Source organism: Cellulomonas sp. URHB0016, assembly GCF_054057935.1.
Map to the genome: position 1 here is coordinate 2,859,605 of NZ_JBSRZU010000001.1, position 19,268 is coordinate 2,878,872.

Sequence of the window (19,268 nt, forward strand, 5' to 3'; positions counted from 1 at the left end):
GCGGCCCGGACGAGCGCTGCGACCGGAGCCGGCTCGGCGCGCGCGACCCCGCCGGGACCGGTAGGAACGGTCGGCATGACGATCGTCGGCTTCCACGCCTCGCACGAGCAGGTCCACCCCGCCGCCCTCCTCGCGGCCGTCCAGCGGGCGGAGCAGGCGGGTTTCGACGCCGCCATGTGCTCCGACCACTGGGCGCCGTGGAGCGTCCGCCAGGGTCACTCCGGATACGCCTGGTCCTGGCTCGGTGCGGCGCTCGCGACGACCCGGCTGCCGTTCGGTGTGGTCTGCGCACCCGGTCAGCGCTACCACCCGGCGGTCGTCGCGCAGGCCGCAGGGACGCTGGCGGCGATGTTCCCCGGACGCTTCTGGGTGGCGCTCGGCAGCGGCGAGAACGTCAACGAGCACATCACCGGCGACCCCTGGCCCTCGAAGGACGAGCGCGACGCGCGGCTGCGCGAGTGCGTCGACGTGATCCGTGCCCTGCTGGCGGGCGACGAGGTGACGCACGACGGGCTGGTGACGGTGGACCGGGCCAAGCTCTGGACGCTCCCGGACGTCCCGCCGCGACTCGTCGGTCCCGCCGTCACGCCGCAGACCGCCCGCCGGCACGCGCAGTGGGCCGACGGGCTCGTCACCGTGAACCAGCCGCCGGACGTGCTGCGCCGCGTGCTCGACGAGTACCGCGACGCCGGCGGCCGCGGCACGACCGCCCTCCAGGTGCACGTCTCCTGGGCGCCCGACGAAGAGACCGCCATCGGCGTCGCCCGCGAGCAGTGGAGGTCCAACGTCCTCGGCCCGCCGCGTGCGTGGGACCTGGACACCCCCGAGGCGTTCGACGACGCGACGAGGGACGTCGGCGACGACCAGGTCCGCGCCAGCGTCGTCGTCGAGCACGACCCCGAGCGGCTGCTGGACCGGCTCGTGGCGCTCGCGGACCTGGGGTTCGACGCGCTCTACCTGCACCAGGTGGCGACCGACCCGCGGCCCGACCACGCGAAGCACGGCGACGCCGCACCGACCGCCACCCCGCGCAGCGCGACGCTCGACGCGTTCGTCGACATGGCCGCCGAGCACCTCCTGCCGTCGCTGCGGCGCGTCGGCTCCCCGGCCGCCGCCCGGTGAAGGCCCTGCACCGCTGAGCCACGCGAACCCTGCAGCGAGAAGGCAGCCGCTCGCCCCGCCGGGCCGCCCCACCCGGGCCACCACCAGCGGCAGGCAGTCCGTCGCCCCGCCCCGGCCGCCGCACCACGGTCACCACCCCCACCTCGAGCGCGAGACCAACATGGGGGTGGACGGGGCGGTCCGGGTCAGCCGCGATGTTGGTCTGGCTCGTCCTGACGCCGGAGGGGGCGCCGCTCGGCGGCGACGTGGTGCGGGCGACCCGGCCCGATCCCGCTGCCGACGACCTGCGGCCGGGTCGAGCGCACCGCGACCACCGTGACCTGTGCGCCCCGGCGGACATCCACCGTGACCTGTGCGCCCCGGCGGACATCCACCGTGACTTGTGCGCCCCGGCGGACATCGAATTGGTCCGGGAGCCACACCGCGTGGCCCCCTGATGCTCAGACGAGCCAGACGCCGTCGCGCATGAGCCAGCGGTCCGCGTGCTCGTCCACCTCGCGCCATGCCTGGACGGTCTGCGGGAGCACCCGGAAGTAGGCGTGATCGGAGCGGAGGGCACGGGGGTCGAACCCGGTCTTCTCGGCGAACGCGTCGCCCTCCTCGACGGAGAGTGCGTCTCGCGCCACCACGTCGACCGTGCCCTGGACCAGCACGACGTCCCTGGTCAGGCCGACGCCGACCTGGACCGAGCGGTTGGCCGCGAGGTTCGTGCCGGTCGGGCCGGCGACCGAGGTGGCGAGCAGCAGCGTCGAGCCGTCCCACAGGAACGACAGCGGCGTCAGGCGCGGGGTGTCACCGTCGTCGGCGGTGGCGACCCACGCGTCGACGTCGTGCGCGAGCCGGTGCTCGGTGTCGGCACGGCGCTGCGCGGGTGTGCGAGGGCCGCCGGCCGTGGCGCCCGAGCCGGTCGATGCCGTCACGCGTCCTTGGTCCCGGACCGGCGGACCCGGTCGAGCAGCAGGATGGCGATGTCGGCGACCTCCGGGACGCCGACCGCTGCGCGGGCGGGAGGGGCGGACCGATCGGCCGGACCGGCCGACACGCCGGCCGACGGGCCGGCCGACGCCGACGCGCCGCCGGCCGGCGTCGACGCGCCACCGGCCGACGCCGACGTGCCGCCGGCCGCCGCCGACGCGCCGCCGGCCGACGCCGACGCGCCGCCGGCCGACGCCGACGCGCCGCCGGCCGACGCCGACGCGCCGCCCGCCGACGCAAACGTGCCACCGGCCGCCGCGACGCCATCGGACAGCATCACCGAGCAGAACGGGCAGGCCGTCGCGACGACGCCGGCGCCCGTGCCGATCGCCTCCTCCGCCCGCGTGGTGCTGATCCGGGTGCCGATGGACTCCTCCATCCACATCCGTGCGCCGCCGGCGCCGCAGCAGAACGACTGCTCGCGGTTGCGGGGCATCTCGGCCAGCTCGACGCCGGGCAGGGCGCCGAGCAGCTCGCGCGGCGGGGAGTACACCTGGTTGTGACGGCCCAGGTAGCAGGGGTCGTGGTAGGTGATGCGCTGGTCGGCCGAGCCCTCGTCGGCAGGAAGGGGCACCAGCCGCCCGTCGCCGACCAGGGTGTTCAGCAGCTCGGTGTGGTGCACCACCTCGAACCGGCCGCCGAGCTGCGGGTACTCCCGGGAGATGGTGTTGAAGCAGTGCGCGCAGGTCACGACGATGCGCTGCGCGCCGACCTCGGTGAGGACCTCCACGTTGGCGGACGCGAGCATCTGGTAGAGCAGCTCGTTGCCGGCGCGCCGGGCGGGGTCGCCGGTGCAGGACTCCCCGTCGCCGAGCACCGCGAACGAGACGCCCGCGGTGTGGAGCAGCTCGGCGACGGCCCGGGTGGTCTTCTTGGCGCGGTCCTCGTAGGCACCGGCGCAGCCGACCCAGAACAGGTACTCGACGTCGGCGGCGGACTCGACGTCGGCACCGACCACGGGGACGTCGAACGGCAGTCCCTTGGCCCAGTCGAGCCGGGCGCGGGCGGGCAGGCCCCACGGGTTGCCCTGCCGTTCGAGCTTGGTGAACGTGCCGCCGAGCTCCTTGGGGAACGCGGACTCCATGAGCACCTGGTAGCGCCGCAGGTCGACGATCGTGTCGACGTGCTCGATGTCGACCGGGCACTGCTGCACGCACGCGCCGCACATGGTGCAGGCCCACAGCGCGTCGGCGTCGATGACGCCCGATCCCACGAGGTCGATCCCGGCGTGGGAGTCGTCGACGGTCGCTGCGCCACCGGCCGACGGCGCGCCTGCCGCCCGGAGGTACGGCGCCGTGGCGGCGGCGTGGTCCCGCAGCGCGAGGGTGACCAGCTTCGGCGACAGCGGCTTGCCCGTGGCCCACGCCGGGCACTGGTCCTGGCAGCGGCCGCACTCGGTGCACGTCGCGGTGTCGAGGAGCTGCTTCCACGAGAGGTCCTCGATCGCGCCGGCGCCGAGGCGGGCGTCGTCGGGGAGGTCCTCCAGCGCGGCGAGGTCGACGGCCGCGCCGCTGCGGTCGGTGAGCGGGGCCAGCGGGCCGAGCGCCGGGCCGCCGGCGGCCTCGCGCCGGGCGTAGATGTTGACGATGGCCAGGAACCGGTGCCAGGCGACGCCCATCGTGGGCTGCAGCCCGACGACCACGAACCACGACATCGACACCAGGATCTTCACGGTGGCGAACAGCACCACGGCGGTCGCGAGCGTGCCGTGCGCGACCTCCACCCACGACGCCCCGAACCAGGCGGTCAGCGGGAAGTGCCAGGGCGTCGCGATCCCGGCGGTGGCCGGGTCCTGCGCGGCCAGCGCGTACTCCAGCCCACGCAGCAGGATCACCGCGACGACCACGGCGAACACCGTGCCCTCGACGAAGAACGCCTGTCCCTGGTTCGACCCGAAGAACCGCGACGCGCGCCGCGTCGAGCCGAGCCGCACCCGCAGCACGAACAGCGCCACGATCCCGACGAGGGCCAGCCACGCGAACAGCTCGACCGCCCACTCCAGCGGGGGGAAATGCCCGACGACCGGCAGGGACCACTCCGGGTCGACGACCTGCCCGTACCCGGTGACGAGCGTGACGAACAGGAGCGGGAACGACACCATGACGACCCAGTGGGCCGCCCTGACCACGGGTCGGTGCTGGAACCGCCCGTGCCCCACGACCTCCCGCGCGAGCGTGCCGAGCCGCGTGCCCACGGGCGCGAGCCGTCCCGGCGCCGGCTTCCCGATCGCCGCGGTCCGGCCGATCGTCACGGCCCCGCGCGCGAACAACCCGACCCCGACCACGGTCGCCACGACGACGAGCCCGAGACACACCCACTGCACGGCATCCACGGCGCCACGGTAGTGGCCGGATCACCGCCCGCCGCCATGCTCCGCCGAAGTCGTACCCGCCGTTCGACCTGGCGCGCGTGCTCGACGACCTCGACACCGACCGTCGGTGAGCCATCTCGTCGTCGACGCCTCGGCCCTCGTGACCTTGCTGCTGGACCCCGGCGGCGACGGTGAGGCCGTCGCGAGGCACGTCGAGGCAGCGCGCCTCGCGGCGCCCGACCTGCTGCCGTACGAGGTGACGAACGTGCTGCGCCGCCACCGGGCGGCGGGCGTGCTCTCCGGTACCGAGGCGACGCTCGCGTTCGACGCCTTCGTGACGCTCCCGGCCGAGCTGTGGCCGTTCGCGGCGGTGCAGGACGACGTGTGGCGGCTCACTGGCGCGCTGAGCGGCTACGACGCGGCTTACGTCGCCCTCGCGGAGCGCCTGCGCTGCCCCCTGCTCACGCGTGACCGGCGCCTGGCCCGCGCGCCGGGCCTCTCGTGCGACGTGCTCGCCGTCTGAGCGGGCCGGGTTGACCGCTCGACGGGAGGCCCCCGAGCGACCCCGCGCGCCGGGCCGCACCGCCGGTCAGGCAGGTGTGCCGAGCGTGGTGGCCGTGGCGGGATCGGGCACCCCGAGACCGGTGCACGCGTCCCAGCCGGGTCCCGCCCGGAACGCCCCGTTGCTGCCGCGCGTGATGTCGCGCAGCGCCGCGCTCGCCTCCCCGGCGACGGCGCCGGCGTACAGGGCCGGCTGGACGAAGCCGGGCGGCCCGCCGGCGAGGTGCGCGACCCGGGCGACCAGGCCCGCCCACAGCGGGGCGACGGCGCTCGTGCCGCCGTACACCGCGGGGCTGCCGTCGATGTACACCGCGTAGCCGGTGTCCGGGTCGGCCACCGCCGCGACGTCGGGCACGCCGCGTCCGCCCCGCGGCCGGGCGGGGACCCCGGCCCGCGCCTGCCAGGACGGGAGCGGGAACACGTCGCTCACCCCGCCGCCCGTGGCACCGCCTGAGCTCCACACCGTCTCGCTGACCACCTTCCCGTCCGTCGCGCGCAGGGTGGTGCCGCCGCAGCCGAGGACGTGGGGGCTGGACGCCGGGAAGTCGACGTGGTCGCCGCCCGCCGGGTCGGTGTCGCCGCTGCCGCTGTCGCCCGCGGCGCAGGTCACGGTGATGCCGGCCGCCGCGGCGTCGGCGAACGCGTCGTCCATGGCCGTGCGCGCCTGCGCCGTCCACTGGTCCTCGCTCTGGCCCCAGCTGATGCTGATCGCGACGGGGGTCGGCGTGGCATGGGTGGCCGCCGTCACCGCGTCCAGGAACCCGGCGTCGGTGTTGGGCGCGAAGTAGACGACCTGGTGGGCACCCGGGGCGATGCCGCCTGCGACCTCGATGTCGAGCAGCACCTCGCCGTCGGAGGCGGGGTCCTGCCCGGGCGCGTTCGTCGCCCCGTCGATGCCGACGGCCGTCACCGTCGGCGTCCGCAGGCCGAGACCGGCGAAGTAGTGGTTCAGGTCGCTCCGGGCGAAGCCGCCGCCGAGCTCGATGATCGCGATGGTCTGGCCGGCGCCGTCCGAGTCGGGCATGCCGTACAGCTCGGCGAGCTCCGGCGCGGTGTAGCTGGTGGCGGCGCGCGCGGCCCGTTCCGAGCGCGGGAAGGCCTGCGGCCTGTCGTCCAGGCCCAGCACGGCGACGACCAGCCCGTGCAGGTCGGCGGGGACGGAGAGCTCGCCGTGACGGGTCCGGTACGTGCCCTCCTGGCCGGCCACGGTGCTGCGGTACAGGCGGGTGCCGAAGAACCCGCTCAGCACGTCGACCGTGCCGGTGACCCGCAGCGTGCGCGATGCCACCGAGACGGAGTCGACGCGCAGCCCCGACGCCTCCAGGGCCTGCGTCACGGCGGCGACGTCCTCGGGGGCCGCGCCGAAGCGGTCCGCCATCGAGTCGCTGCCGAGCGGGCCCGGGAGTGACTCCACCGCGGGGAGCGGTGCGCGTCGACGCAGGACGACGGTGACCGTCACCACCTCCGACCCGTCGGCCGGCTCGTGGACCGGCCCGCCGATCGGCCCGTCGACCGGCTCGTGGACCGGCCCGTCGACGGGCACGGCAGCCTGCGGGACCGCCGTGCGTCCGCTCCCCGGGAGGGGGACGCGCGCCGGCGAGGGCGACGTGCCTTCCGGGGGCTGCTGGTCGGCGGACGAGGGTCCTTGGCTCGACGTCATCGGGTCCTCCGCGGTGTCGGAGCGGCCGGGCGCGGTGTGGGGGCGGCCGGGTGCGGTCTCGGGGTGCCCGGCGGGACGGAGCGCCGGGCGGCGCAGTGCGGCTGTGCGGCTGTGCGGCTGTGCGCGACCATCTGACCCTGTCCACCGCAGCGCGTCCACCCGGCTCGTCCACCGCAGCGCGTCCACCCGGCGTGTCCACCGGGCGCGTCAGACCCGGCGCGTCCGACCCGGCGAGTCGACTCGGCGCGTCCACCCGGCGCGTCCGCCTGAGCCGTGGCCCGGCCGCCGACGACCCGGCGCACGCCGCCGGGCTCGAACCGGGTTGGTAGAGTCTTGACCAAATCCATTCGAAGCCTCCCGACCGACCACCCGCCCCCGACAGGACGGAGCCGGACGCGTGCTGCTGCTGCTCGTCGTGCACCTCGCAGCCGCCGTCGTCGCGCCCGCCCTGGTCTCCTGGATGGGCCGCCGCGCGTTCTGGGTGCTGGCCCTGGCGCCGGCGAGCGCGCTGGTCTGGGCCCTGTCGTGGACGTCGCAGGTGCAGAGCGGCGACGGGCCTGTCGAGAACGTCGAGTGGATCCCCGCGCTGGGCCTGGGCCTGAGCTTCCGACTCGACACGCTGTCGTGGCTGATGACCATCGTCGTCGGCGGCGTGGGCGCGCTGGTCCTCGTGTACTGCGCCGGCTACTTCTCCGCCGCGGCGCAGGGGCTCGGGCGGTTCGGCGGGGTGTTCGTCGCGTTCGCGGGGGCCATGCTCGGCCTCGTCACGGCGAACGACATGCTGCTCCTGTTCGTCTTCTGGGAGCTCACCACGGTGACGTCGTACCTGCTCATCGGCCACTACGCGGACCGCAAGACGAGCCGCCGGGCCGCCATGCAGGCCATCGTCATCACCACCGCGGGCGGCCTCGCGATGCTCGTCGGCGTCGTGCTCCTCGGCAACGCGGCGGGCACGTACCGGCTCTCCGCGGTCATCGCGGACCCGCCGGGCGGCACGGTCGCCACGGTCGCGGTCGTCTGCCTCCTGGTCGGTGTGATCACCAAGTCGGCGCTGGTCCCGTTCCACTTCTGGCTGCCCGCCGCGATGGCGGCCCCCACGCCCGTGAGCGCCTACCTGCACGCCGCGGCGATGGTGAAGGCCGGCGTCTACCTCGTCGCCCGGTTCGCCCCCGCCTACTCGACGAACGCGGTGTGGCACTGGATCGTCCTCACGCTCGGCTGCGGCACGCTGCTGCTCGGCGGGTACCGGGCGCTGCGGCAGCACGACCTCAAGCTCGTGCTCGCCTTCGGCACGGTCAGCCAGCTCGGGCTGATCGTGCTGCTGGTGGGCCTCGGAACCCGGGCGGCGGCGCTCGCGGGACTGGCGATGCTCGGCGCGCACGCGATGTTCAAGGCGTCGCTGTTCCTCGTGGTCGGCGGGATCGACGCGGCGACGGGCACCCGTGACCTGCGGCGGCTGTCCGGCGTGGGCCGCCGGCTGCCGCTGACCGCGACGGCAGGGGCGCTGGCGACGGCGTCGATGATCGGGCTGCCGCCGTTCGCCGGGTACGTGGCGAAGGAGGCGGGCCTCGAGTCGCTGCATGACCTGCCCTGGGTCCTCGCGGCGGTCGCCGTGGGCTCGGTGCTGACGGTCGCGTACGGGTGCCGGCTGTGGTGGGGCGCGTTCTCGACGAAGCCGGCCGTGGTGCCCGCCGCCGTCGCCGAGTCCGACGACGGGCAGAGCGTGTCCATCGCCGAGGCCGGCCGGGAGAGCGCCGCCCCCGCGCCGATCACCACCCCGTCGCTGCTGCTCGTGTGGCCCGCGCTCGTCCTCGCGGTCCTCGGCCTGGCCGTCGCGCTCCTGCCGCAGCTCGGCGAGCACCTGCTCAGCCCCTATGCGGACACCTACCCGGAGGGTGCGCCGGGACACCTGACGCTGTGGGCGGGCGTCACGCCGACGTTCGTCCTCACGCTCGGCATCCTCGCCGCCGGGGCGCTGCTGTTCGCGGTCCGCGACCGGGTGGAGCGCTGGCAGGCCGGGGTGTACTCCGGACCGGAGGCCGACCGCGTGTACCGGCGGTTCATGCGCCGCCTCGACGACGTGGCCGCGGACGTCACCGCGCTCACCCAGCGCGGGTCGCTGCCGCTGTACCTCGGCATCATCCTGCTGGTGTTCGTGGTCGGCGTCGGCGGCACGACCCTCGCGGGGACCACCTGGCCGGACGACGTCACGGCGTGGGACCAGCCGGCGCAGGTGGTGTTCGCCGGGATGACCATCGTGTCCACGGTCCTCGTCGCGCGGGCCCGGCGCCGGCTCAAGGCGGTGATCCTGCTGGGCATCGGGGGGTACGCCGTCGCCGGGCTGTACCTGCTGCACGGCGCCCCCGACCTGGCGCTCACGCAGGTGCTCGTCGAGACCGTGACGCTGGTGGTGTTCGTGCTGGTGCTGCGCCGGCTGCCGCCGTACTTCTCCGACCGGCCCCTCGCGGCGAGCCGGTGGGTGCGCCTGGCGATCGGGCTGGCCGTGGGCCTGACCGTCGGCGGGATCGCGCTCGTCGCGCCGGGCGCCCGGCTCCGTGCGCCCGTCTCGGAGCACTTCGCCGAGGAGGCCGTGACCTTCGGCGGCGGCAAGAACATCGTCAACGTGACGCTCGTCGACATCCGTGCCTGGGACACGATGGGCGAGATCTCGGTGCTGCTCGTCGCGGCGACCGGCGTCGCGTCGCTGGTGTTCCTCTCCCGTCGTGGCGGCGCGATCTTCCGCGAGCGCGACGCCCCCGCCGACCGTGCCGTGTGGGGCGGCATCCCCGACACGATGGCGCAGCTGCGGCGGCCCGACGGGCCCCGCGTCGCCGGCAGCACGGTGGACGAGTCCCGCGGTCAGGGCCCGACGAGCGACGTCGCCCCCCGGTCGGCCGCCCGCGCCCGCGAGTGGCTGCGCGCCGGCCGCACGCTCGCGCCGCAGCGGCGTTCGGTGATCTTCGAGGTCGTGGTCCGGCTGCTGTTCCACACGATGATCGTCTACTCGGTGTATCTGCTGTTCAGCGGGCACAACGCCCCCGGTGGCGGCTTCGCCGCGGGTCTCGTCACGGGCATCGCGCTGGTCGTCCGGTACCTCGCGGGCGGCCGGTACGAGCTCGGTGAGGCGGCCCCCGTGCAGCCCGGTCTGCTGCTCGGCGGTGGGCTGTTCCTGTCGGCCGGGGTCGGGCTCGTCGCGCAGCTCGCCGGGGGGTCCGTGCTCCAGTCGTGGACGCTGGACCTGCACCTCCCGCTGGTCGGTGACCTGCACCTCGTCACGAGCCTGTTCTTCGACGTCGGCGTGTACCTGGTCGTCGTCGGGCTGGTGCTCGACGTGCTGCGCAGCCTCGGTGCCGAGATCGACCGGCGCGCGGAGACCGGTGAGGACGGCGAGATCGACGAGGCGACGGGCGGGGACGCCGACCCGGCGGACGCCGTCGTCGCCGCGAGGGGGTCGACGCCGTGATCGACATGAGCCCCAACCTCGTCCTCGTGGTGACGATCGCCGTGCTGTTCACCGTCGGCGTCTACCTGCTCCTCGAGCGCAGCCTGTCCCGCGTGCTGATCGGCGTGATCCTCGTCGGCAACGGCGCGAACCTGCTGTTCCTCGTCGCGGGCGGTGCCGCGGGCGGCCCGCCGATCGTGGGCGTGACCCGTGAGGGCGAGATGAGCGACCCGCTGCCGCAGGCGATGGTGCTCACCGCGATCGTCATCACCCTCGGCATGACCGCGTTCCTGCTGGCCATGGCGTACCGGTCCTGGCAGCTGCACCGGCACGACGAGGTGCAGGACGACGTGGAGGACCGGCGCATCGCCCAGCTCGCCGCGCTCGACGAGCTCGCCGTGTCGGACAGCGACGAGGAGGGCCCGACGCGCACGCTCGACGAGGACGCCGCGGAGACCCGCGACGAGACCGACGAGGGGCACCCGGCCGCCGAGCCGGCGGGGGAGGCGCGCCGATGAGCGACCTCACGTGGGTGGTCCCCATGCCCGTCGTCGTCCCGCTGTTCGCCGCCGGGCTCGCCCTCGCGCTGTACCGCCGGCCGAACCTGCAGCGCATCGTGTCGGTGGGTGCGCTGACGATCGTGCTCGCCGCGTCGGTGACCCTGCTGGTGAGCGTCGACGACGGCCCGCTCGTGCTCGACGTCGGCGGCTGGGCGGCACCGGTCGGCATCGACCTGGTCGCCGACCGGCTGTCGGCCCTGATGCTCACGATCTCGTCGGCCGTGACGCTCTGCGTCCTGCTGTACTCGCTGGCGCAGGGCGGCGAGGACGACGAGGAGTCCGCGCCGATCTCGATCTTCCACCCGACGTACCTGGTGCTGGCCGCGGGGGTCGCCGACGCGTTCCTGTCCGGCGACCTGTTCAACATCTACGTCGGCTTCGAGATCCTGCTCGCCGCGTCGTTCGTGCTCCTGACGCTCGGCGGGACGGGCGAGCGGATCCGCGCCGGGACCATCTACGTGGTCGTGGCCCTGCTCTCGTCGGTCCTGTTCCTCGTCGCGATCGCGATGATCTACGCCGCGTGCGGCACGGTGAACCTGGCGCAGCTCGCGCTGCGGCTGCCCGAGATCGACCCCGGTGTGCGGCTCGTCCTGCAGGTCCTGCTGATCCTCGCGTTCGCCATCAAGGCCGCCGTCTTCCCGCTGTCGGCGTGGCTCCCGGACTCCTACCCGACGGCCCCCGCACCCGTCACGGCGGTGTTCGCCGGCCTGCTCACCAAGGTGGGCGTCTACGCGATCATCCGCACCCAGACCCTGCTGTTCCCCGAGGGGCGGCTCGACGACGTCCTGATGTGGCTCGCCCTCGCGACGATGGTGGTCGGCATCCTCGGGGCCGTCGCGCAGGACGACATCAAACGTCTGCTGTCGTTCACCCTGGTCAGCCACATCGGGTACATGGTGTTCGGCATCGCCCTGTCCACCGACGAGGGCTGGACCGCGGCCATCTATTACGTGGCGCACCACATCACCGTGCAGACGGCCCTGTTCCTCGTCGTCGGGCTCGTGGAGCGCGCGGGTGGCTCGACGTCGCTGACCAAGCTCGGTGGCCTCGCGAAGCTCACCCCCGTGCTGGCGATCCTGTTCTTCGTGCCCGCCATGAACCTCGCGGGCATCCCGCCGCTGTCCGGGTTCCTCGGCAAGGTCGGGCTCCTGGAGGCCGGTGTCGCCGTCGGCACCCCGATGGCCTACGTGCTGGTCGCCGGGTCCGTCGTGACGTCGCTGCTGACCCTGTACGCGCTGGTCAAGGCGTGGAACAAGGCGTTCTGGCAGACCCCGCCCGTCGAGCGCCCGCCCGTGCGCCTGCCGTTCGGGATGGTCGGGCCGGCGGCGGCCCTCGTGGCGGTCGGCCTGACCCTGACGCTCGCCGGTGGGCCGCTGTACGCCTACACCGGCCGCGCCGCCGTCGCCCTCACCGAGCGGACCCCGTACATCGAGGCGGTGCTGCCCGACGGCGAGCGGGGCACCGGCGAGTCGGCGAGGCTGACGGACGTGGCGGACGGCTCCGGCCCGGACGGCCCCGCGGCGGACGGTCCTGCGGCGGACGGCTCTGCGACCGGCGGCTCTGCGGCGGACGGTCCCGCCGCCGGCGGCGAGGGGAGCGACGGATGAGCCTGCACCCCCGACGCGCCCGGTGGCGCACCCAGTGGGCGACGATCGTGTGGCTGACCGTCGTGTGGGTGTTCCTCTGGGGCGACCTGTCCGTCGGCAACGTGCTGGCCGGGCTGGTCATCGGGTTCGTCGTCACCGCCGGGCTGCGGATGACGCCGATCTGGTTCCACGGCCACCTGCGGCTGGGCCCCCTCCTGCACCTCGTCGGGCGGTTCGCGGTCGACCTGGTGCGCGCGTCGTTCGAGGTCAGCCTCATTGCGCTGCGTCTCGGGTACACGCCCCGGGGAGCCGTGATCGGCGTGCAGCTGCGCAGCCACTCCGACCTGTACCTCACGTTGACCGCCGAGCTGTGCTCGCTGGTGCCCGGCTCGCTCGTGGTCGAGGCGCACCGCCTCACGGGGATGCTCTACGTGCACGTGCTCGACGTGCGTCAGTCGCGCGGCATCGAGGCGGCCCGGCAGTCGGTGCTCGACCAGGAGGCGCGCGTGCTCCGGGCGTTCGCGTCCGACGAGGAGCTCGCGGCGGCGCATCTCGTGGCGGTGGGAGCATGAGCGTCGTCGTGCTGGTCTGCTCCGCGCTGCTCGTCCTGGGCGCGGTCCTCGCGGTCGTCCGGGCGGAGAAGGGCCCGTCGATGCTCGACCGGACCATCGCCCTCGACATCGTCGTCACCACGATGCTCGCCGGCATCGCCCTGTACGCCGCCGTGTACCGCCGGGCCGACGTGGTGCCGATCCTCGTGGTCCTCTCGCTCGTCGGGTTCGTGGGGTCGGTGACGATCGCGCGGTTCGCGTCCATCGAGCCCGAGGGGGAGGGCCGCGTGCGGACCCGTGAGGAGATCGCCGCGCAGGAGGCCGCCCGTCGGGCCGCCGAGGAGGCGTCGCTGTCGGACGCGCACGAGGCCGCGGCCGACGACGGTGCCGTGGAGGCCGACGAGCACCACGGCGGCGCAGCGCACGGGGAGGTCCGATGACGCACGGAGCCTGGGACACCGTCGCCGACGTGCTCTCGGCCGTCTGCCTGCTGGGTGGGGCGTTCCTCGCCTTCGCGGCCGGTGTGGGCGTGCTGCGGTTCCCCGACCTGCTCTCCCGCATGCACGCCGGCACCAAGCCGCAGGTGCTCGGCCTGGTCCTCGTGCTCGTCGGGCTCGCGCTGCGGCTGCGGTCCGGCGGGGCCGTGTGGGCGCTCGTGCTGGTGGTCGTGTTCCAGATGCTCACCGCGCCCGTCGCCGCCCACATGGTGGGTCGGGCAGGGTTCCGCACCGGCAAGGTGCGCGCCGACCTGCTCGTCGTCGACGAGCTGACCCGCGACCTGGACCGCGCGGGCGACGGCGACACTGCGGGGACGACCGGGTCCACGCCGGTCACCGACCGCTGACCGGTTACCCGGTCACAGGGCGCAAGTCCTCTCCACGCGATGGCGCCGTGCGACAGCGCAGCCGCGGAGCTCTTCCCGTTCTCGTCGCCGCGACCTCCGGTTTCGCGGCCGACGGCGGCGGGGCCATGACGGCGTAGGCGACGGCGACGCGCCGGCACCGCAGGGTGCGTCCGTCGCCGACCGGCGACGCGGACAGGGCACAATCCTCGCCATGGGAAGGCGACGTCGGGCCGTGCGGTCGTGAAGCTCTCCGGTTCCCGAGGCCGCGACGTCCGGTTGCGCCGACGCGGGGAGCTGGCGCCGCCCCCCGGCCGTGACGCGTTGGTCACCGTCGGAGTCGCGACGAGCGGCCCGGTCGCGATCTGGGCCTCCAGCGAAGGCGAGCAGGCCCTCCATGAGCGCGACACGCAGCCAGGCATGCCCTCCTTCCCACGAACTCGCCCGGCAGGACGACCGCCGGTCACGTTGGCCGCGTACACCGATCCCGAGTCGGGCGCGCCGACGGCGGTCGTCGAGCTCCGGTCGCTCGCAGTCGCGCATCCCTACGTCGACCGGCTCGTGGACGGCTCATTCCTGGCGGTGGGCGCACGCTGCCGCTGGACCAGGGAGACCGGACCGGAGCTCAACGCCGTCGTCGTCGACGAGCACGGCCGCACCGTCCGACGCGGGTGCCTCGGTGACGGTCTGCAGCACGTCCAGGTCGCGGCCGACGGGACCATCTGGGCCGGCTACTTCGACGAGGGCGTGTTCGGCAGCTACGGCTGGGGCGCGCCCGACGGGCCGGCGCCTCTCGGGCGCGGGGGGATCGTCGCCTGGTCGGCCGACCTCGAGAAGGTCTGGGAGCTCGATCCCAGCGAGGGCCTGGTCAGCGACTGCTACGCGCTCAACGTCACCGCGGACGACGTCCTCGCCTGCACGTACACCGACTTCCCGGTGATCCGGATCGCCGGCGGGCACGTCACCGTCCACCCCACCCGCAAGGTGGCCGGGGTGAGAGGGCTGATCGCGACCGCGGACCGCGTCGGGCTCGTCGGCAGCTACGAGGACCCCGCGCTGCTGGTCGTCGGACGCCTCGCAGGGGACCACTCCTTCGTGGAGAACGGCCGGTTCAAGCTGCGCACGCCGGACGGAACGCGGCTGCCTGCGGCACAGGTGCACTGCCGTGGATCAGAGGCCCACTTCTTCGTCGGCACCACCTGGTACAGCCTCGACCTCGGAGCGATCGAGTAGCTCGTCGGCTCCCCGCGGCTGCCAAGGAGTCGCTGGACGCGCATCCGGCCCTTGTCCGAGCAGGTGCGAGCCCGCTCGCCCGGCCCACTACGCCAGCCGGTCCAGGAACGTGAGCACCCGCTCGGTCAAGAGGCGGGTCGCGGGCTCGTCGTACGACGCGAGGCTGCTGTCGGTGAACAGGTGCTGGTCGCCGGGGTACAGGAACAGCTCGGCCTCGTCGGTCTCGGCCACCAGCGCCCGTGCCGCGTCGATGTCCCCCTCGCCGACGAAGAACGGGTCGGCGTCCATCCCGTGCACCTGCACGGGCACCCCCGCGGGCCACGGGCCGCCGAACTCCGACGTCGGCACACAGGCGTGCAGCAGCACCGCGCCGCGGGCGCCCGGCCTCGTCTGCGCGAGGAGCTGTGCCGGCATCACACCGAGCGACAGCCCGACGTAGACGAGGTCCTCAGGCAGCCCGTCGGCGGCCGCGCGACCGCGCTCCATCACGGTGTCGAACCCGACCTCGCCCGCGTAGGCGATGCCGTCGTCGAGCGTGTCGAACGTCCGGCCGTCGTACACGTCCGGCGCGTGGACGGTGTGGCCGGCGGTTCGCAGGGTGTCCGCGAGGGCCCGCACTCCCGGGGTCAGGCCCTGGGCGTGGTGGAGCAGCAGGATCTCGGCCATGTCAGGACCTCCGGTGACGTCGCGGACGCTCGGCGCAGGCCACGGCTCGGTCCTGCGGGGACGATCTTGCCGCGCGCCTCCGACACCCGCCGCCGCTCGGCCCGTGGCGTGCCAGGCGGAGAACCGCGATGAGCCCCGAAGCCCACGGAGGCGCGGACCACGGCTCGTCTACGGGCCAGACGGATCGGTGAACGTCACCGGCTTGCCGGTGGTCTCGGCGTAGGCGATCTCCCTGCGCGTCGACTCGCCGATGTACCCGCCGGGGTTGACGACAAGGACCCGGTCGGCCAGGTCGATCTTGTGCCGGTGGAGCGCGTCGAGCGCGGTCTTCTGCTCGGAGGTCACCACCTCGTCTGCTTCGCCTGGTGCGACGACGATGACTCCTGCGAAGGTCAGCTCACGGTTCGCCGCACGCAGCTGGTCCACGAACCGCGCAGAGCCGCAGAGGCAGACGATCTCAGGTCGGTCGGGCACGTGCACTCCTTCGGTCCGACGGCGTTGCTTCCCGTCGATGCTCGCGCGTTCGCTCGTCGTCCGTCCCGCTCTCGCGCGCCGACAAGGTCCGGGCTCCGGGGCGTCAGCCGGACGTCGCGAGCGTCGTCAAGACCTTTACCAGCCCGGCCGTGTCCACACCGGCGAAGAAGTCGGCGTCGGCCGCCTCGACCTGCTCGATCGCGCGTCGCGCGAGCGCCGCGCCCTCGTCCGTGACGGTGACGACCTTGGCGCGGGCGTCCGTCGGGTGGGCGTCGCGCCGCACCAGCCCTTTGGCCTCCAGCCGGACGACGACGTCGGACGTCATCTTCACGTCCGTGCCCGCCTGGGCCGCGAGCCGGACCTGGGTGGGCGGCTCGTCGGTCGAGGCGAGCCACCAGGCGCACGCGAGCAGCACGAACTGCACGTGCGTGAGCCCGAGCGGCGCCAGCGTGGCCGTCATGGTCCGCTGCCAGGCCATCGTCGCGTGCCACATGAGGAACCCGGGGCTCTGCGACGGGCCGCCGGCGAACCGGGTCACGCGTACTGCTCCGCCGCCACGAGCAGCGCGGCCATGGACTCGGGGAAGTCGCCGCTGATCTGCGGGCCGAGCACAGGGCCGGTGGCGTCGGCGCCCGGGCCGGTGATCTCGAGGCGGTGTGCGAGGCGGGTGCCTCCGTCGTCGAGCGGGGTCAGGGTGTGGCGGAACTGGAGCACCACGTCGCCGAACGCGGTCTGGTCGGCGTAGGTGGCCTCCTCGACGAGGTCGACGATCGTGGACTGGAAGGTTTCCGGGCCGCCGTCGGGCGTGACGGCGAGCGTGGAGCCGACGGCGAACGGGCCGTGCAGCTCGAACACGTCGGCGCCGGGGTAGGTCAGGACCCCGCGGTGCAGGTCGGCGAGTGCGGTCCAGACGGCCTTCGGGGACAGGGTGGTCTCGGTGGTGTGCTCGGTGCTCCACATGACGTCGCTCCTTCGGAAGGTATTTAGTCCGTGGACCGACTATAGGCGCACGGACTAAATAAGCGCAAGGGACCTTGGGCACTGACGGACCGCCCGCACCGGTGCTTGAATCGCGAGATGAAGGCGTACGCATGACCGGCGACGTCGTGGTCGTCGGCTCGGGCCCCAACGGGCTCGCGGCCGCCGTGACGCTCGCACGGGTCGGGCTCTCCGTGACGGTGCTCGAGGCCCAGCCCACCATCGGCGGCGGTGCGCGGACCCTCGACCTCGGCCTGGCCGACGGCGTCGTGCACGACGTCTGCTCCGCGGTCCACCCGATGGCGTGGGCGTCGCCGTTCTTCGGCGCGTTCGACCTCGCCGCACGCGGCGTCGAGCTGCTGACCCCGGACGTGTCGTTCGCCCACCCGCTCGCCGGCGGCCGTGCGGGCATCGCCTACCGGGACCTCGACCGCACCGTCGAGCGGCTCGGCGTGGACGGGCCCGCGTGGCGCGGCCTGCTCGGCCCGCTCGTCGCCGAGCCGGAGCACACCGTCCGGGTCGCGCTCGGCGACAAGCGGAGCATCCCGCCCGGCCTGCTGCCCACCGGGTTACGCACCGCGGCGCACTTCGGGCTGGAGCTCCTCGAGCAGGGGACGCGTGCGTGGGACCGGCGGTTCGTGGACGACGTCGCGCCCGCGCTGCTCACGGGGGTGGCGTCGCACGCCATCACGCCGATGCCGAGCCTCGCCGCCGCCGGGACGGCTCTGCTCCTCGCGAGCCTGGGGCACGCCGGGGCGGGGTGGCCGATCCCGCGCGGCGGGTCGGGCGCGATCGTCGCGGCCCTGGTCGCCGACCTGCGCGCGCACGGCGGCGAGATCGTCACCGACCACCCCGTGCGGTCGACCGCCGACCTCCCGCCCGCGCACTGCTACCTGTTCGACACCACGCCGGGCGCGGTCGTCGAGGTGTTCGGTGACCGCATCCCCGCGCGGATCCGGCGGGCCTACGGCTCGTTCCGGCACGGCAACGCCGCCGCCAAGGTCGACTTCGTGCTCTCGGGCCCGGTGCCGTGGACCGTTCCCGACGTGGGTCTGGCGGGTACCGTGCACGTCGGCGGCACCCGGGCCGAGGTCGCCGCGGCGGAGGCCGCCGTCGCCGCCGGCCGGCACGCCGAGCGGCCGACGGTGCTGCTCAGCGACCCGACCGTCGTGGACCCGGACCGCGAGCGCGGCGGCGTGCGACCGCTGTGGACCTACGCGCACGTCCCGGCGTTCTCCGACGTCGACGTGACCGAGGCGGTGACCGCCCACGTGGAGCGGTACGCGCCCGGGTTCCGGGACGTCGTCGTGGCCTCCCGCTGCGTCCCCGCCGCGCGCATGAGCCACCACGACGCCAACTACGTGGGCGGCGACATCGCCGGCGGCGCGGCCACGATCGGGCAGGTGCTCGCCCGGCCGACGGCGCGCCTCAACCCCTACGCCACCGGGCGCGACGGGGTGTACCTGTGCTCGGCGTCCACGCCGCCCGGGCCCGGGGTGCATGGGCTCTCCGGCTGGTACGCGGCCCGACGGGTGCTGCGCGAGGTGTTCTGCGACCCGACCGTGCCGGACCTGTCACCACTGCCGCGGTACCTGGTCGACGACCCGTCGATCTGACCGCTTGGTCGACGAGGCGTCGATCTGACGAGCTGCTCGACCACGCCTCGATCTGACGAACAAGGTCGACTGCCGTCGGCCTTCCGGCGGGCGGGTCCGTCTCAGTCGGTGTCGAGCCCGCGCTTGCGGTCCACCTTCGACACGTAGTTCGCCGTGCCTCGGGTGGCCAGCACGCGGGCGACGGCCACGAGGGCGCCGGTCGCCGCGGCGGCGATGACGATCTCGGTCAGGCCGTGGTCACCGTCGTCGTCGTCCGGCTTCGGCGGCTTGTGGCCGGTGGCGGCCTTCCACGACTGGTTGATCGCCTGCTGCGCCGCCCACGCCGCCCCGAGGGCGACCGCGGCGCCGACGATCTTCGCGAACATCGACTGCTGGGACTTGCTGGGCATGGCGAACCTCCAGGTGAGGGGCCTGGTCACGGCCTGCCGTCCACCGTAACCGGCGGCCGGTCAGGTCGCTGCCCGACGGTGGAACCCGGCGCCTGGACGGACGTCCGGACGCCGCAGGGACCGGGCGTAGGATCGCGGGCGAACGACAGGGGAGCGTCAGGTGGCCCGGCACATCGCCGGGAGGCCGGGACGCTGAGAGTGCGGACCACCGCAGACCCTCGAACCTGATCCGGTTGGTACCGGCGTAGGGAGTCGGGCTTCTCAGTCCCCGCGGTCGTCGTCGGCGTCCCGCGCGAGGCCGAC

The 19,268-nt window shown here is 74.2% G+C and carries 18 protein-coding genes and 1 riboswitch; of the genes, 10 read left to right on the top strand and 8 right to left on the bottom strand.

Annotation, left to right across the window (positions count from 1 at the left end; translation table 11 throughout):
- The first annotated feature begins 75 nt into the window (after positions 1-75).
- Positions 76-1,122 carry a TIGR03885 family FMN-dependent LLM class oxidoreductase gene (locus tag ACVW07_RS13145; protein ID WP_456819679.1) on the top strand — a complete coding sequence of 349 codons (1,047 nt, stop codon included), beginning with the start codon at positions 76-78 and terminating at the stop codon, positions 1,120-1,122.
- A 440-nt stretch (positions 1,123-1,562) separates the two neighbouring features.
- Here ACVW07_RS13145 and ACVW07_RS13150 read toward each other — a convergent pair whose 3' ends face one another.
- On the bottom strand, positions 1,563-2,042 hold the full coding sequence (locus ACVW07_RS13150; RefSeq protein WP_456819680.1) for a pyridoxamine 5'-phosphate oxidase family protein: 480 nt from the start codon (positions 2,040-2,042) through the stop codon (positions 1,563-1,565).
- Positions 2,039-4,429, bottom strand: coding sequence for a heterodisulfide reductase-related iron-sulfur binding cluster (locus ACVW07_RS13155; RefSeq protein ID WP_456819681.1), 2,391 nt, complete (start codon positions 4,427-4,429; stop codon positions 2,039-2,041). The genes ACVW07_RS13150 and ACVW07_RS13155 overlap by 4 nt, the downstream gene beginning before the upstream one ends.
- A gap of 106 nt (positions 4,430-4,535) precedes the next feature.
- Between ACVW07_RS13155 and ACVW07_RS13160 the strand changes: the two genes are divergently transcribed.
- Entirely contained in the window at positions 4,536-4,931 is a 396-nt protein-coding gene (locus ACVW07_RS13160) for a type II toxin-antitoxin system VapC family toxin (RefSeq protein ID WP_456819682.1), read from the top strand.
- A 66-nt stretch (positions 4,932-4,997) separates the two neighbouring features.
- Here ACVW07_RS13160 and ACVW07_RS13165 read toward each other — a convergent pair whose 3' ends face one another.
- Positions 4,998-6,629, bottom strand: coding sequence for a S53 family peptidase (locus ACVW07_RS13165; protein WP_456819683.1), 1,632 nt, complete (start codon positions 6,627-6,629; stop codon positions 4,998-5,000).
- Between the two features lie 397 nt (positions 6,630-7,026).
- On the opposite strand from ACVW07_RS13165, the gene ACVW07_RS13170 reads away from it, so the two are divergent.
- The 7 genes from ACVW07_RS13170 to ACVW07_RS13200 all read left to right on the top strand — a co-directional run bounded on the left by ACVW07_RS13170 (position 7,027) and on the right by ACVW07_RS13200 (position 14,842).
- The gene (locus tag ACVW07_RS13170) at positions 7,027-10,092 is read left to right on the top strand and encodes a Na+/H+ antiporter subunit A (RefSeq protein WP_456819684.1); all 3,066 of its coding nucleotides are present in this window, start codon (positions 7,027-7,029) and stop codon (positions 10,090-10,092) included.
- A 5-nt stretch (positions 10,093-10,097) separates the two neighbouring features.
- The gene (locus ACVW07_RS13175; RefSeq protein ID WP_456819685.1) at positions 10,098-10,589 is read left to right on the top strand and encodes a Na(+)/H(+) antiporter subunit C; all 492 of its coding nucleotides are present in this window, start codon (positions 10,098-10,100) and stop codon (positions 10,587-10,589) included.
- Complete coding sequence (locus tag ACVW07_RS13180; RefSeq protein ID WP_456819686.1) at positions 10,586-12,238, top strand: Na+/H+ antiporter subunit D; 1,653 nt, start codon at positions 10,586-10,588, stop codon at positions 12,236-12,238. The genes ACVW07_RS13175 and ACVW07_RS13180 overlap by 4 nt, the downstream gene beginning before the upstream one ends.
- Positions 12,235-12,789: a Na+/H+ antiporter subunit E gene (locus tag ACVW07_RS13185; RefSeq protein ID WP_456819687.1), complete on the top strand. Its 555-nt coding sequence runs from the start codon at positions 12,235-12,237 to the stop codon at positions 12,787-12,789. Before ACVW07_RS13180 ends, ACVW07_RS13185 begins: the two co-directional genes overlap by 4 nt.
- Complete coding sequence (locus ACVW07_RS13190; protein ID WP_456819688.1) at positions 12,786-13,208, top strand: monovalent cation/H+ antiporter complex subunit F; 423 nt, start codon at positions 12,786-12,788, stop codon at positions 13,206-13,208. The genes ACVW07_RS13185 and ACVW07_RS13190 overlap by 4 nt, the downstream gene beginning before the upstream one ends.
- On the top strand, positions 13,205-13,612 hold the full coding sequence (gene mnhG, locus ACVW07_RS13195; RefSeq protein ID WP_456819689.1) for a monovalent cation/H(+) antiporter subunit G: 408 nt from the start codon (positions 13,205-13,207) through the stop codon (positions 13,610-13,612). The genes ACVW07_RS13190 and mnhG overlap by 4 nt, the downstream gene beginning before the upstream one ends.
- A 465-nt stretch (positions 13,613-14,077) precedes the next feature.
- Positions 14,078-14,842, top strand: coding sequence for a hypothetical protein (locus ACVW07_RS13200; protein ID WP_456819690.1), 765 nt, complete (start codon positions 14,078-14,080; stop codon positions 14,840-14,842).
- An 87-nt stretch (positions 14,843-14,929) separates the two neighbouring features.
- On the opposite strand, the gene ACVW07_RS13205 is transcribed toward ACVW07_RS13200, so the two are convergent.
- The 4 genes from ACVW07_RS13205 to ACVW07_RS13220 all read right to left on the bottom strand — a co-directional run bounded on the left by ACVW07_RS13205 (position 14,930) and on the right by ACVW07_RS13220 (position 16,942).
- Entirely contained in the window at positions 14,930-15,508 is a 579-nt protein-coding gene (locus ACVW07_RS13205) for a dienelactone hydrolase family protein (protein ID WP_456819691.1), read from the bottom strand.
- 168 nt (positions 15,509-15,676) lie between these two features.
- A complete protein-coding gene (locus tag ACVW07_RS13210) occupies positions 15,677-15,982 on the bottom strand; it encodes a hypothetical protein (RefSeq protein WP_456819692.1) in 306 nt (101 codons plus the stop codon).
- A 103-nt stretch (positions 15,983-16,085) separates the two neighbouring features.
- Complete coding sequence (locus ACVW07_RS13215; protein WP_456819693.1) at positions 16,086-16,520, bottom strand: MarR family winged helix-turn-helix transcriptional regulator; 435 nt, start codon at positions 16,518-16,520, stop codon at positions 16,086-16,088.
- Entirely contained in the window at positions 16,517-16,942 is a 426-nt protein-coding gene (locus ACVW07_RS13220) for a polyketide cyclase (RefSeq protein ID WP_456819694.1), read from the bottom strand. Before ACVW07_RS13220 ends, ACVW07_RS13215 begins: the two co-directional genes overlap by 4 nt.
- A 131-nt stretch (positions 16,943-17,073) precedes the next feature.
- Here ACVW07_RS13220 and ACVW07_RS13225 point away from each other — a divergent pair, with 131 nt between their 5' ends.
- Complete coding sequence (locus ACVW07_RS13225) at positions 17,074-18,576, top strand: phytoene desaturase family protein (protein ID WP_456819695.1); 1,503 nt, start codon at positions 17,074-17,076, stop codon at positions 18,574-18,576.
- A 101-nt stretch (positions 18,577-18,677) separates the two neighbouring features.
- On the opposite strand, the gene ACVW07_RS13230 is transcribed toward ACVW07_RS13225, so the two are convergent.
- On the bottom strand, positions 18,678-18,965 hold the full coding sequence (locus tag ACVW07_RS13230) for a DUF4235 domain-containing protein (protein ID WP_456819696.1): 288 nt from the start codon (positions 18,963-18,965) through the stop codon (positions 18,678-18,680).
- A 137-nt stretch (positions 18,966-19,102) separates the two neighbouring features.
- Positions 19,103-19,233: riboswitch (TPP riboswitch) on the top strand.
- Positions 19,234-19,268: the final 35 nt, after the last annotated feature.

What these genes read in the sequence shown, in the direction of transcription:
- mnhG (WP_456819689.1), top strand. Translation starts at nt 13,205, where the DNA reads ATGACGCACGGAGCCTGGGACACCGTCGCCGACGTGCTCTCGGCCGTC.
- ACVW07_RS13185 (WP_456819687.1), top strand. Translation starts at nt 12,235, where the DNA reads ATGAGCCTGCACCCCCGACGCGCCCGGTGGCGCACCCAGTGGGCGACG.
- ACVW07_RS13230 (WP_456819696.1), bottom strand. Translation starts at nt 18,965, where the DNA reads ATGCCCAGCAAGTCCCAGCAGTCGATGTTCGCGAAGATCGTCGGCGCC.
- ACVW07_RS13180 (WP_456819686.1), top strand. Translation starts at nt 10,586, where the DNA reads ATGAGCGACCTCACGTGGGTGGTCCCCATGCCCGTCGTCGTCCCGCTG.
- ACVW07_RS13205 (WP_456819691.1), bottom strand. Translation starts at nt 15,508, where the DNA reads ATGGCCGAGATCCTGCTGCTCCACCACGCCCAGGGCCTGACCCCGGGA.
- ACVW07_RS13220 (WP_456819694.1), bottom strand. Translation starts at nt 16,942, where the DNA reads ATGTGGAGCACCGAGCACACCACCGAGACCACCCTGTCCCCGAAGGCC.
- ACVW07_RS13190 (WP_456819688.1), top strand. Translation starts at nt 12,786, where the DNA reads ATGAGCGTCGTCGTGCTGGTCTGCTCCGCGCTGCTCGTCCTGGGCGCG.
- ACVW07_RS13145 (WP_456819679.1), top strand. Translation starts at nt 76, where the DNA reads ATGACGATCGTCGGCTTCCACGCCTCGCACGAGCAGGTCCACCCCGCC.
- ACVW07_RS13225 (WP_456819695.1), top strand. Translation starts at nt 17,074, where the DNA reads ATGACCGGCGACGTCGTGGTCGTCGGCTCGGGCCCCAACGGGCTCGCG.
- ACVW07_RS13165 (WP_456819683.1), bottom strand. Translation starts at nt 6,629, where the DNA reads ATGACGTCGAGCCAAGGACCCTCGTCCGCCGACCAGCAGCCCCCGGAA.
- ACVW07_RS13175 (WP_456819685.1), top strand. Translation starts at nt 10,098, where the DNA reads ATGAGCCCCAACCTCGTCCTCGTGGTGACGATCGCCGTGCTGTTCACC.